This is a genomic window from Microcoleus sp. AT8-A3, assembly GCF_036705675.1.
Classification (GTDB): domain Bacteria; phylum Cyanobacteriota; class Cyanobacteriia; order Cyanobacteriales; family Microcoleaceae; genus Microcoleus.
In genome coordinates this window covers 1-11,712 of sequence record NZ_JAUBVD010000026.1, presented here as the reverse complement: position 1 = coordinate 11,712, position 11,712 = coordinate 1, and the positions used below count along the sequence as shown (strand labels likewise).

Below are 11,712 nucleotides of genomic sequence, written 5' to 3'. Positions count from 1 at the left end.
AAAAAATTGGCAATTAAATATTTTTTGATTTTTTAAACCTGCTTAGATAGAATACCATATTTGTTGTATTCTTTCTCTAACTTGTGCCAAATCATCAGGGGTTAATATTCCCAGTCTGCGTTCAAATAAACTTTTTTGTAATGTGTTCAGTTTATGTAAGCGAACCGCTGAAGGTCGATTTAATCCTGCTTGTTGCCATTCCCGAATTTCTACATCAAAAGTTGTGCGAGGGATTTGACTGGTTATCTGGGAGCATCTCACTTTTGCAGAAAAGCTAGAAATCTAAGTTTTGAGGCAGGAGGCAGGAGGCAGGGGGCAGGAGTTAGAAGGAAGGAGAATAAGTGTTTTTATAAATATGAGATGCTCCCGGTTATCTTCGCAATAATCATGTCTTCATCTCCTGTGTCCAACAGTACCAAACCAGGACGGCGTTTAGTTTCGGCTGCACCCGCAAACAGGAATGCAACTAGAACTAATTCTCCAAACAGATAATTAGTCATAGCTCAAATCTCATCGTAAATTGCGTCTTCTTCGCTGCAATCACCAAAGAATTGTTCGGTGGCAAGACGATGCCAAGCAGCGTTTTCCTCTTCTTCATCTTCTGTGTCAGTTGGTTCTTTCACCAGAACAATAACTCGGACTTCTTGGTTAACTGCCAAGTATTTTAAGAGAGTATCGGGAAATTCTATTTTCCCTTCATCTGTGACTTTTGCGGGAAACTCGTATGCTTTCATAATTTTTAGGTCAATTTTTTTACAACATTATTCAGTTGGTGATTTACTTTCTAATTCCTTGAGTTATAAAAAAACTCGCACGATTATAAATCTCTTTGCCAAATCTTGATAGTTTTGTTATCACTTCCACTAACCAGAGTCTGCCCATCCGGGCTAAAAGCCACAGAGTAAACTCCCCATGAATGCCCCAAGAGACTGCAAATTTTATCTCTGGTATCGAGATTCCAAAGTTCGATAATACCAGGTTCCGTACTATCCTCTTCGCTGCCAGAATCCCACCCGCCACTTGCTAAAATTTTCCCATCAGGGCTAAAAGCTAAGCAGAAGTCCCCCATTGAATTTTTCGCAAGAGTATAGATTTCTATTCCCCTGTAGAGATTCCACAGCTTAATAGTTCCCACACAGTGCAAAGTCGCAAAAGTTTCTCCATCGGGGCTAACAGCGATCGCATAAACAGAGTCCATACCCTCCTGCCAATTCTTTGTCCAGATTTCATCTCCAGTGGTTAAATTAAAAGCTACTGCACTTAGAGAAACATAATCATCTGCACTGCTACTAAGTAGAATCTTTCCGTCAGGGCTGAATAAAATATTTAAACTATAAAATACTTCTACTGGCCACTTTAAAGTCCGAATTTCTTCTCCATTTCTAAGGTTCCAAAGTTTGATAGTTGTGTCTTCACTGGCACTTGCCAGAGTCTTCCCGTCGGGGCTGATAACTACAGAAGTAATTATGTCTGAATGTCCGGTGATGGTGTAAATTTCCTCTTTAGTGCTGAGATTCCAAAGCTTGATAGTTTTGTCCTTACTGCCGCTAGCAAGAGTTTGTCCGTCAGGGCTGATGGCAATGGATGTAACTCCATGTGAATGTCCTGCTAAAGTAGTAATTTCTTGCCCTGTATTGAGATTCCACAGTTTAATTGTGCTGTCAGCACTTCCGCTAACTACAGTCTGTCCGTCTGGAGTTATGACAACAGAAGTTACCGAGCTTGAATGCCCGTGAAGGGTGTGTACGCATTGCCAGTTCGGAGTTGGAAACATTTGATATTACTCCTCGTACTCATCCATTAACAACATTTTTACTTATTGTTTTCAATGCCATTAAAGTGCAAGCTGAATTTCGGAATATTCTCCCAAAGCTTCGTTGACAACAATCAGTTTTCCTTGACTATCTGCCCCTAATTGTTGATTTGCATTGAGTAATTCAATTCCATAAATAGTACCGTCTGGGGCAATGTCCACATTCATTTGATCGCTAACCTGGATAGTGTTTACCTGTGTGGTTTTTTCTTTCAGGTATATATAAGCTACGTTGTATCTCGGATCGTAACTCAGTTTCACGGGAACCTCCTGCTCAAAAGAATTTGACAATTACAGTGATAATCATCTAGTCTTCGCCTTCTGACGCTGCGATCGCCTCCACTTTCTTCATAGCATAAACTTTTCCCTGCCACTCAGCATTGAAGGAAAAGTTGCGCCTAAATCCGGTTCTGCCAAATTGAGCCGGAAAAGTTGTGCCACTTTCAACAGTAGCAATTACTTCTGCCTCAGTTGCACCTCGCTCAATCAATCGTGCTTGAGCATGGGGATGTAATCTAACGCTCACGTTGCTATTACCTCCTTTTTGCCTCTTTATTTTTGCACTAACTTAATTCACCACAGCCGCGCATAAGCATCAAAATAAAGGCATGAGTGTCCAACAACAACCTGATTCCATGTACTCCTTAAACTCTTCTAGCGGTTCGTCAAAATCATCGGACATCCAAACCATTCCTTTAGCACTCCCTGCTTTGGATGACCAGCGCTTCTTATTAGCTGGCGGTATTCCTACCAATTTTACAACAGGCTGGTTATCTTGAGTAATCGCAATTTCTTCGTCTCTCATCGCCGCTTCGATTAATTCCAGAAGCTTTTCTTTGGCCTCAATAATGTCTACTTGATACATAATTCGTGCCTCCTTACTATCAATTTATAACATCACAATTCTAACTCAATTAAACAAATCCTCTTCCTCCAAATCAACAGACTGTAATTCCATATCAGCCGACTGCAACTGAGCGGGAGTAGCCGGAATCGCCGCAATAATGGCATCGATTACCTTAGCCACCGGAATAATCTCCATTCCTAACTCTGGCACCGGTTGATTCTTAGGAATAATCGCCCTTTTGAAACCCAATTTCGCAGCTTCTCTCAGCCGCAACTCTAATTGGGAAACCGGCCGCACCTGTCCCCCCAAACCCACTTCCCCAAGCAAAACAGTGCGTGCATCAACCACCCGATCGCGAAAACTGGCCACAACGGCGATCGCAACTGCCAAATCCGCCGCCGGTTCGTCCACCTTCAACCCGCCCACCGACGCCAAAATTACATCTAATTTAGATAAAGGAATCCCCACCCTTTTCTCCAAAACAGCTAAAATTTGCTGCAATCTACCATTGTCCACACCAGTAGTAGTACGGCGTGGCGAACCGAAACTTGCAGGGCTGACTAGCGCCTGAATTTCTACTAAAATAGGTCGAGTTCCTTCGCAAGTAACAGTCGTCGAAGTACCGGGCGAAAATTCATCTCTATTCCCTAAAAATAACTCCGACGGATTATCTACTTCTCGCAAACCGTTGGCTACCATTTCAAAAACACCAATTTCGTGAGTAGCGCCAAAACGGTTTTTCATCGATCGCAAAAGTCGATGAGAAGCAAAGCGATCGCCCTCAAAATACAGTACAGTATCTACCAAATGTTCCAAAACCCTCGGCCCCGCCAAAGCTCCATCTTTCGTAACGTGACCGACAATAAATAAAGTAATATTTTCCCTTTTCGCAACCTGCATCAAAGCAGACGTACATTCCCGCACCTGAGCCACCGAACCCGGAGCCGATGTTAAACTAGCAAAATAAATAGTTTGGATGCTGTCAATCACCGCCACATTCGGTTTCAGCGCTTCTAACTCCCGCAAAACAACTTCTAAATCCGTCTCTGGAAGCAAATAGAAATTCTCCGCTGAATTGTCCTCCGAATCCTTTTTAGCTTCCCCGTTACTGCCAGATTTATGCCCGCCGTTGCTTGACAATTCAACCGGATTAGCCACGCCCAAACGCTGCGATCGCAACTTCACCTGCTGGCCGGACTCCTCCGCACTGACATACAGTATCCGATCCTTGCGGGCCAACATATTCGCCACCTGCAACAGCAGCGTCGATTTCCCGATTCCCGGTTCCCCCCCAATCAACACCAGCGATCCCGGCACAATCCCGCCTCCCAAAACTCGATCGAGTTCCCCGTAACCAGAAGGCCAGCGAGACTGAGTTTGGTCAGCAATCTGCGATAATCTGAAAGATACCCTTGGTTGACCCTTCGACTTATCAGGGGGCGAACCGCCCACTGTCTTAGTTGTCACCCCAGTTAAACCAGCCCGCGGCACACCAGCAGTAGGTTGTTCTAACTGCTCGTCAAAAGAATCCCACTTCTGACAGCTAGGACATCTGCCAAAATATTGTGGTGAATCATACCCGCATTCCCGACAAATATATTGTATTCGAGGCTTAGGCATTGTTTACTATGATAAATAGTCACCCTAACATTTAGAAAAGTCTGATTTAAAGCAATTATCAAGCTTTCAGACCGATCGCCGCCCATGATTCAATTTGTGTCCTCTATGATAGGGTACAAAAAAATAACATTATCTGAAATGTAACTTAAGGAGTGCTCGGTAACTTGGAAAACCATAAAGAAAAAATTCTGGTAGTCGATGACGAAGCCAGTATCCGTCGCATTCTGGAGACTCGCCTTTCCATGATTGGCTACGATGTCGTCACCGCTGCTGACGGCGAAGAAGCTCTCGAAACATTTCGCAACACCGAACCCGACTTAGTGGTTTTGGACGTGATGATGCCGAAGCTAGACGGTTACGGCGTCTGTCAGGAGTTGCGAAAAGAGTCAGACGTGCCTATCATCATGCTAACTGCTTTGGGAGACGTAGCCGATCGCATCACCGGTTTAGAATTGGGCGCCGACGATTACGTCGTCAAACCCTTCTCTCCCAAAGAACTAGAAGCCCGTATCCGTTCGGTATTGCGCCGGGTAGACAAAAACGGCGCATCGGGAATTCCCAGTTCTGGAGTCATCCACGTCACCAACATTAGGATTGACACCAACAAGCGCCAAGTTTACAAAGGCGACGAGCGAATTCGCCTCACGGGCATGGAATTCAGCCTGTTAGAACTGCTTGTCAGCCGTTCTGGAGAGCCTTTTTCGCGATCGGAAATTTTGCAGGAAGTCTGGGGATACACGCCAGAACGCCACGTAGACACCCGCGTAGTGGACGTTCACATCTCGCGGCTGAGGGCAAAGTTGGAAGACGACCCCAGCAATCCCGAATTAATTCTCACCGCCCGCGGCACCGGCTATCTCTTCCAGCGAATTGTCGAAATTGGGGAAGTAGGATAAAGTCAGTTGGCAGTTGGCAGTTGGCATTACTTAAATTACCAACTACCAATTACCAATGACTAATGACTAATGACTAATGACTAATGACTAATGACTAATGACTAAATCTGATCCCAATAAAGTTTTGCGGCAATTGCCCTTAGTTGCAGGAGGGTTAGCAGGTACGCTGCTAATGGTAAACCGATTGCTGACAGAGCAAATTACAGATTCTCAAGCTCGATCGGACGCTTTGGGAGTAATTATCAGCGCTCTGCTGATTTTAACAGGTTTGCTGTGGCAGCAGGTGCAAGCGCGATCGCCCGATTCCGTAAAACTTATCGGCGAAGAAGGTTTTGAATTTGCGCCGGATTTGCCGGATGCTGTGAAAATAGAATTAGCCTGGGCGTCGCGTTTGCTGTTGACAAATACCGCCACAAGGTCGATCGTAATTGTGTATCAAGGAAAAGTCCTATTGCGGCGCGGTATTTTAGGCATCAATCCCGAAGTCAAACCGGGGCCGATTTTGCAGCGAGTGCTCGACAAAAATAAACCAGTTTATTTAGTAAATCTCAATATTTATCCCGGCAAAATTGAATTTGACTATTTGCCAGAAAATACTCAAGGAGTCATCTGTCAACCCATCGGCACCCAAGGCGTTTTAATCTTAGGCGCTAACGCGCCCCGCAGCTATACAAAACAAGATGAAAACTGGGTAGAAGGCATTGCCGACAAACTAGAAAATACCATCAATCGATTTTAGATTTTAGATTTTAGATTTTAGATTGTGGATTTTAGATTTTAGATTGTGGATTTTAGACTTGAGATTGTGGATTTGAGATTTTAGATTTTAGATTTGAGATTGTCGATTGCACAATGCCAGCACTTTGACACTCCTCGACTATCAGGTACGAGGATTCTTCCTTCACCGGGATTCCGACGAATTTACTTGCAAGAAAGCATCTTGACCGTATGCCCTACGGCTGCAAGTCCTCTAATAAGAACTACTTGAGCTGCTGCAATATCCCTATCAGTTGTGTAGTTACAACTTGAGCAGGTGTGGGTGCGCTCTGACAATTCTTTTTTGCCCGTTTCTACACCACAACTAGGACAAATCTGACTTGTTTTATGAGTGCTTACTTTCTGGAAGTACACGCCATGCTTAAAACAGGTTTGCTCTAATATTGTGAAGAACTGACCCCAGCTTGCCTCTAAGCAATGTTTACCTAGTATTGCTCTAGACAATCCTACTAGGTTCAAGTCCTCAACAAATATCATCCCCACATCTTTACAGAGTTGGTGAGACAATTTCCAGTGCCAGTCTTGGCGACAGTTTGCAATGTCCTCGTGCAGTTGAGAAACTTTCTTCTGAGCCTTTTTCCAATTATTTGAGCCTAACTTTTTCCGACTGACGCGCTGTTGCAGCAATTTAAGCTTGCGTTCGGCCTCAACAAAAAACTTTTGGCGCTTGACTAAAAGACCGTTAGAAGTTGCTATGAAATTAGTTAAGCCAACATCAATCCCAATCCCCTCGCCGTGTGGCATAACCGACGGCACTGACACGTCCCATTGTAGGGTTAGCATTACATACCAACCGCTGGCTCTCTTGACGATTCTGGCTTGTTTGATAGTTGCCCCATCAGGAATAGGACGCGATTGGTGAAGTTTAACCAATCCAATCTTGGGTAATTTTACTTTTCCATTCTGAACCGGATCAACCCCCAATTGAGGGAAGACAAAAGACCGCATTGTTCCCGCTTTTTTAAAGCGAGGAAAACCGTGCTTTTGTTCCCACATACTGACAAACGCTTTTTCAAGCCGTCTCAATGTTTGTTGCAAAACGTGTACGGCAACGGCACCCAAAGCCGATATACTTGCCCTGGCTGCGGTTAAGTTCTTGCACTGACTAGCATAAGTTGGTCGTTTTGTTTCGGCCCCAATAATAAATTCAGAGCGGATAGAGCAAGCGTTAACCTGGCAACTACGAGAATGAAACCAATGCTTGCGCTCTGCCAGCGCGTAGTTATAAACGCGACGACACTGTTCCAGCCAATCTTCAAAAATGGCTGCTTGCGCTGGCGTTGGTCTTAATTTGTACTCGTAGGTTAAGTTAAACACTTGCTCTATCCTCCTACTCTGATTATACAGTCGTGAAGAAAGGCCGGAACGCTTATTCACAAGTTTTAACTAAAGTCGCCCTAAAAGGGCGAGGCTTGTACCCAGTTTCTTGGTCAAGGTGCGTTCCTCTTCGAGGGCTGCGCTAACAAGCGATTTGCCTCATTCTCGGTGTTGGCTATCGGCAATAAACAAGATTTATTACCGATAATATCTTTTGAAAAGAAGAAGAGGGAGCGCTGCCCCCAACGAAATTTCCAGGGTTTGAGGGTCTTTTTAACCACCAAGACGCGGGCTGCGTGTACAGGGCAGGGCGCACCTTAGTCCTCAACAAGTCTCTCCGGGTGCGCTAGGCGCACCTTACTAGCTCAAAACTCGCAACTCAAAACTCAAAACTACTAGCGAGCCCAGTCAGTACCGCGCCACAGCGTAAAAAACAAAACACTAGAAATCAGCGCGCCCAGCAGCCACTTAATCGCATTTTTAAATAACCCCAAGCGCTGACTTTGCTGAACCGCAGCACTTTGCGTCTGTAACCGTTCCTTAGCCGGAGTAATTCTCGAAAGAATTTGCTCTTTCAATTGCTGTGGGTTTTGCGTATCCGCTTGTACCCCCAAACGGGTAAGTTCCCCCGCCAAATTCCTTAAATCTTCAGGACTACCCTTATTCAGCCGTTCTTCCACCTGCTGCAACTGAGCTAATTGTTGGTTTGCTTGAGTAGTAATTTGCTGGTTGTTTTGATTGTTGACGTAGATAGTGCCAAAAATTCCCAAAGGTAGCATCAACAGAAAAACCAGACCTAGCAGCAGACAAACCCAAGACAAAACCTTCAAAAAAAGGTCTTCCAAACCTCGGCGTTCGTATCCTTCGCCAAAAAATATCAGCGCCATTGCCAGTAAAGGAACTGGCACCCGTTCCACTACAGCCCCAATCGTTTGCAATTCCCAGAGGCGATTGCCAAAATTGGCTGGTATAAGAACTGCAATCGTATCTAATACAGACAAAATTAATAGACCGTAGCCAATCCAACGCAGTCTGTAGATAGAAAAACCTTGTTCGCCTTGTAAGTCATTCATAAAATAATCAGAGTTGTTGTTAAGAAAAATCTCTCTTGACGCCGCCCAATAACGGATACAATCCCCCGACCAAAGTCGTGGATAGTCAAACATTTTAGACTCTTGTTCAAGCTTCCAGATTCACCTGTGGATTAAATCTAAAAGCTAAAAGCTAAAAGCTAAAATCGACTGAATCGAGTCAAGGTTCGGGGAATCGCGGCTGCCACCACTCATACCAAGAAACCCAAGCATTCTCTAGAATTTTTTTGGCATCTTCTGGATTTGTTTTATCCAAAGGCACAGACATCTGAGTCCACAAACAGCGCCGGTCTTGAATATTTCCCCTACCCAACAACCAAAACAGAATACGGTTTGGCTGCCAATCTCGAGTATTTCGATTATATCTAAACTGTTGGGAAGTTACTGTAGCACTGCCATTAGGATTGATACACGAACTCAAATACAGTCGATTTTGCTGTTGCAAAATTCCGTGAAACCCTGCGCCTTGAGTGTTTGCCAATGCTAGTTTACCAGGAGACGACTTGAGAACAGTATGTCCCCTCATCATACCTTCCACATCCCCAATGGTGTCTACTGCATAGCGCATCTCTATTTCTAGAGCCATGCTATTTTTTTGATATTCATATTTCCTGGCAGCTTTGAATTCTGAATTTTCCTTGATTTCCAGAAGCGCGCTCTTGTTTAGTTTCCAATCGGCTAGAGGCACCGACTCGGGAAACTCAAACGGGGTTGCCACATTCTTGCCGTCCGATGGATAGAAAACCAACTTTCCGGCAACCAACAAAACCCCTCCCAAAGTAACAGCCAACAGGGAAAGCCTAAGTGGTTTCCAAGAGGTAATAGCCATTAGCAATTCTGTCCTTCCTGATTTGGGGGTTGGTTTTTCAAAATTGCAAACCAACAGAATAACCCGAAAATAAATACAGCAATCATCGAAAATATTACCGAACCATTTCCTTCGTGCCAGTATTTAAATGCTTCGGGTTGAGATAGCGATACCAGCACGGCCAGGAGACCAACTCGCGCGGCATTCACTACAAATGCAGTAATTATTGCCACGAATGGCAATACCATTTTCTGACCCGTAGTGGTAGGAAACATCAGTAAGAAAACCAGAGCTAGTCCTAACAATTGTAGCATCGCATTCACCCCGGAACAGCCGTGATTCACTTCCACGCTTCCCTTTTCTAGGATTAGAAAAACCCCTTTCCGCACTACTTCAAATCCTACATAGTGCAGGATGAAAGCTGAAAATTTAGCTGTTAATTTTGGAACATCAACAAATACTCCGATCAATCCGGGAGGAATAGCTGTATACGCAAGAATTAGAAGTTCCTGCCAATATTGTTTCAGTCCTTTTGTGCCGGAAGCCAGCAAGGCGAGACTGATTCCAGACAAAAAAGGCGTTGCTCGGATAAAAAAGTCGTATCCCGATATCGACGAACTTTTGAGCAATATTAAAGCAATTAACGCTGTCCCAAAAAAGCTGGCGAAAATTCCGCTTTCAAAATTTAAAGACTCGTGCCTTTCCCAAATTAGAAATGCTACGACTCCCCAAAACAGTAACATTGTACCGAACAGGTCAGTGTCGTTTGTTCGGGAAGTCAGAGTTAGGTGTATGGCAATCAAACCGGAGGCGATGCCTAACAGCCAGTATTTAGGTTCTTGGATGTGCTTGAGCGAGTTTATTTCGGTCATTGCTGCTTTTTGTTTTTCCTAAAAGCTTCTAAAATGCTTAAGCTTGTAACTCTATTAAAATTATCAGCTACAAACACTTAAATTTATGCGTTTGGGATGATTTTTCACTAAATCTTCACAAAGATTGACAAGAGCAAATATGTGTGATATCTACCTTCACCTAATTAAATCTGAAGTTAGGAGCAAAGACAAAAGAAAACAGGTTTTTTAACTCAGATCGATCGCACTCCACGAAAGATTTTCCTTTCTCTAACCCGGTTTATGCGGCGAGAGTTTAAATGTAAAGCTTGAAGGCAAGACAGAAACCTTTGTTGGACGCACTCTTGAGCTGGAAAACCAGTTTTTTACTGGTTCTGGTTTTTTGTAGCCGGTGCGTCCAGGAGGAGATTAGTTAGAGTAGACTTTCCGGTAGTAAGTTTGATATTCCTCCGAAAGCAGGGGTTCCCACCACTCCCGATGGGCTAGGTACCATTCTACAGTCTGTCGCAAACCTTCTTCAACGGTTACTGAGGGAGTCCAACCTAACTCTGTTTTAATTTTGGTGGCATCAATAGCATAACGCCGATCGTGCCCGGCTCTGTCTTTGACAAATGCGATCAATTGTTCGCAAGGACGGGCGGGTAAATCAGAAGCTAATTCGTCCATTAGCTGACACAGCATTTTCACTAAATCGAGATTTTTTACCTCGTTGTTGCCGCCAACATTGTAGGTTTCCCCAGGCTGACCACGGTGAATAACGACATCTAAAGCGCGGCAGTGGTCGAGAACGTACAGCCAATCTCGCACGTTTTGACCGTCGCCGTATACTGGCAGCGGTTTGCCCAATAACATATTGATGCACATTAATGGAATGAGCTTTTCTGGGAAGTGATAGGGGCCGTAATTGTTGGAACAGTTGGTGATAATTGTCGGGACGCCGTAGGTGTGGAAATAGGCGCGGGCGAGGTGGTCGCTACCAGCTTTGGAGGCTGAGTAGGGACTGTTGGGCGAGTAGGCCGTTGTTTCTGTGAAGGCTGGGTCATCGGGGCTGAGACTGCCGTAAACTTCGTCGGTAGAAACGTGGAGGAAGCGCATTTGGGTTTTGAGAGATGCCTCATCAATGGCTTCAAAATGCTTGCGGAAGGCTTCTAAAAGTGTGAAGGTTCCGACAACGTTGGTTTGAACAAAGGCGGCAGGCCCGATAATTGACCTGTCAACGTGGGATTCTGCGGCAAAGTGGGCGACTGTGGTGATGTTTTCTTCTTTGAGCAAGGTATCGACTAAGGTACGATCGCAAATATCCCCCTGCACAAATCGAAAATTTTCGCCTCCTTCCAAAGTTGCCAGGGTTTTTCTGTTTCCGGCGTAGGTTAAAGCATCGAGTACCACTACTCGATCGCCCGGATAGCTGCTGCACCAGTGATGCACAAAATTCGAGCCGATAAATCCAGCCCCGCCCGTCACCAACAATCGGCGAGGAGCTCGGTCAATGCCTTGATTCGCGCTGTCTGTCATAAAAATAAGAGTTTTTCCAATAACTAAGCCTTTACAAAAGTAGCCTTAAAAGTAGTTTGTCACCAAGTGTTTGCCGCTCTGTAATTAAAATTTCTACTGTCTCCGCACACTTTGACGGTTTGATTTACTAAAAAAGCGACCGAGGGCGATCGCCTATCATCTCGTTACCTTATCTCA

Annotated in this window: 15 protein-coding genes; 2 read left to right on the top strand and 13 right to left on the bottom strand. The window is 44.7% G+C overall.

Features of this window, described 5'->3' with window-relative positions; translation table 11 throughout:
- Positions 1-42 precede the first annotated feature (42 nt).
- The 8 genes from QUB51_RS16495 to radA all read right to left on the bottom strand — a co-directional run bounded on the left by QUB51_RS16495 (position 43) and on the right by radA (position 4,280).
- Entirely contained in the window at positions 43-261 is a 219-nt protein-coding gene (locus QUB51_RS16495) for a type II toxin-antitoxin system PemK/MazF family toxin (protein WP_333262064.1), read from the bottom strand.
- Positions 262-347: 86 nt separating this feature from the next.
- Entirely contained in the window at positions 348-500 is a 153-nt protein-coding gene (locus tag QUB51_RS16490; RefSeq protein WP_333262067.1) for a hypothetical protein, read from the bottom strand.
- A 3-nt stretch (positions 501-503) separates the two neighbouring features.
- Entirely contained in the window at positions 504-734 is a 231-nt protein-coding gene (locus QUB51_RS16485) for a hypothetical protein (RefSeq protein WP_333262070.1), read from the bottom strand.
- Positions 735-817: 83 nt separating this feature from the next.
- The gene (locus tag QUB51_RS16480; RefSeq protein WP_333262073.1) at positions 818-1,774 is read right to left on the bottom strand and encodes a WD40 repeat domain-containing protein; all 957 of its coding nucleotides are present in this window, start codon (positions 1,772-1,774) and stop codon (positions 818-820) included.
- A gap of 60 nt (positions 1,775-1,834) precedes the next feature.
- Complete coding sequence (locus QUB51_RS16475; protein ID WP_333393054.1) at positions 1,835-2,104, bottom strand: DUF2283 domain-containing protein; 270 nt, start codon at positions 2,102-2,104, stop codon at positions 1,835-1,837.
- 16 nt (positions 2,105-2,120) lie between these two features.
- Positions 2,121-2,339, bottom strand: coding sequence for a hypothetical protein (locus tag QUB51_RS16470; protein ID WP_333262079.1), 219 nt, complete (start codon positions 2,337-2,339; stop codon positions 2,121-2,123).
- A gap of 69 nt (positions 2,340-2,408) precedes the next feature.
- Complete coding sequence (locus tag QUB51_RS16465) at positions 2,409-2,678, bottom strand: type II toxin-antitoxin system prevent-host-death family antitoxin (RefSeq protein WP_333262082.1); 270 nt, start codon at positions 2,676-2,678, stop codon at positions 2,409-2,411.
- 45 nt (positions 2,679-2,723) lie between these two features.
- The gene (gene radA / locus QUB51_RS16460; protein ID WP_333262085.1) at positions 2,724-4,280 is read right to left on the bottom strand and encodes a DNA repair protein RadA; all 1,557 of its coding nucleotides are present in this window, start codon (positions 4,278-4,280) and stop codon (positions 2,724-2,726) included.
- 164 nt (positions 4,281-4,444) lie between these two features.
- On the opposite strand from radA, the gene rpaB reads away from it, so the two are divergent.
- The gene (gene rpaB / locus QUB51_RS16455) at positions 4,445-5,176 is read left to right on the top strand and encodes a response regulator transcription factor RpaB (RefSeq protein WP_071587789.1); all 732 of its coding nucleotides are present in this window, start codon (positions 4,445-4,447) and stop codon (positions 5,174-5,176) included.
- A gap of 97 nt (positions 5,177-5,273) precedes the next feature.
- The gene (locus tag QUB51_RS16450; protein WP_333058142.1) at positions 5,274-5,915 is read left to right on the top strand and encodes a cofactor assembly of complex C subunit B; all 642 of its coding nucleotides are present in this window, start codon (positions 5,274-5,276) and stop codon (positions 5,913-5,915) included.
- 182 nt (positions 5,916-6,097) lie between these two features.
- Here the strand turns inward: QUB51_RS16450 and QUB51_RS16445 are convergent, their stop codons facing one another.
- The 5 genes from QUB51_RS16445 to rfbB form a co-directional block, all read right to left on the bottom strand.
- Positions 6,098-7,270, bottom strand: coding sequence for a transposase (locus QUB51_RS16445; protein WP_333058143.1), 1,173 nt, complete (start codon positions 7,268-7,270; stop codon positions 6,098-6,100).
- 395 nt (positions 7,271-7,665) lie between these two features.
- A complete protein-coding gene (hpsJ-A, locus tag QUB51_RS16440) occupies positions 7,666-8,343 on the bottom strand; it encodes an HpsJ-like protein, cyanoexosortase A-associated (protein WP_333058144.1) in 678 nt (225 codons plus the stop codon).
- 178 nt (positions 8,344-8,521) lie between these two features.
- Complete coding sequence (locus tag QUB51_RS16435; RefSeq protein ID WP_333058145.1) at positions 8,522-9,190, bottom strand: cyanoexosortase A system-associated protein; 669 nt, start codon at positions 9,188-9,190, stop codon at positions 8,522-8,524.
- On the bottom strand, positions 9,190-10,041 hold the full coding sequence (gene crtA, locus QUB51_RS16430; protein ID WP_333058146.1) for a cyanoexosortase A: 852 nt from the start codon (positions 10,039-10,041) through the stop codon (positions 9,190-9,192). The genes QUB51_RS16435 and crtA overlap by 1 nt, the downstream gene beginning before the upstream one ends.
- A 387-nt stretch (positions 10,042-10,428) precedes the next feature.
- Positions 10,429-11,535, bottom strand: a complete 1,107-nt coding sequence (gene rfbB, locus QUB51_RS16425) for a dTDP-glucose 4,6-dehydratase (RefSeq protein ID WP_333058147.1) — start codon at positions 11,533-11,535, stop codon at positions 10,429-10,431.
- Positions 11,536-11,712 lie beyond the last annotated feature (177 nt).

Excerpts from the sequence above, each read along its gene's own strand:
- QUB51_RS16465 (WP_333262082.1), bottom strand. The coding sequence starts at position 2,678 with ATGTATCAAGTAGACATTATTGAGGCCAAAGAAAAGCTTCTGGAATTA.
- rfbB (WP_333058147.1), bottom strand. The coding sequence starts at position 11,535 with ATGACAGACAGCGCGAATCAAGGCATTGACCGAGCTCCTCGCCGATTG.
- QUB51_RS16450 (WP_333058142.1), top strand. The coding sequence starts at position 5,274 with ATGACTAAATCTGATCCCAATAAAGTTTTGCGGCAATTGCCCTTAGTT.
- QUB51_RS16480 (WP_333262073.1), bottom strand. The coding sequence starts at position 1,774 with ATGTTTCCAACTCCGAACTGGCAATGCGTACACACCCTTCACGGGCAT.
- crtA (WP_333058146.1), bottom strand. The coding sequence starts at position 10,041 with ATGACCGAAATAAACTCGCTCAAGCACATCCAAGAACCTAAATACTGG.
- QUB51_RS16490 (WP_333262067.1), bottom strand. The coding sequence starts at position 500 with ATGACTAATTATCTGTTTGGAGAATTAGTTCTAGTTGCATTCCTGTTT.
- QUB51_RS16435 (WP_333058145.1), bottom strand. The coding sequence starts at position 9,190 with ATGGCTATTACCTCTTGGAAACCACTTAGGCTTTCCCTGTTGGCTGTT.
- radA (WP_333262085.1), bottom strand. The coding sequence starts at position 4,280 with ATGCCTAAGCCTCGAATACAATATATTTGTCGGGAATGCGGGTATGAT.
- QUB51_RS16485 (WP_333262070.1), bottom strand. The coding sequence starts at position 734 with ATGAAAGCATACGAGTTTCCCGCAAAAGTCACAGATGAAGGGAAAATA.
- hpsJ-A (WP_333058144.1), bottom strand. The coding sequence starts at position 8,343 with ATGAATGACTTACAAGGCGAACAAGGTTTTTCTATCTACAGACTGCGT.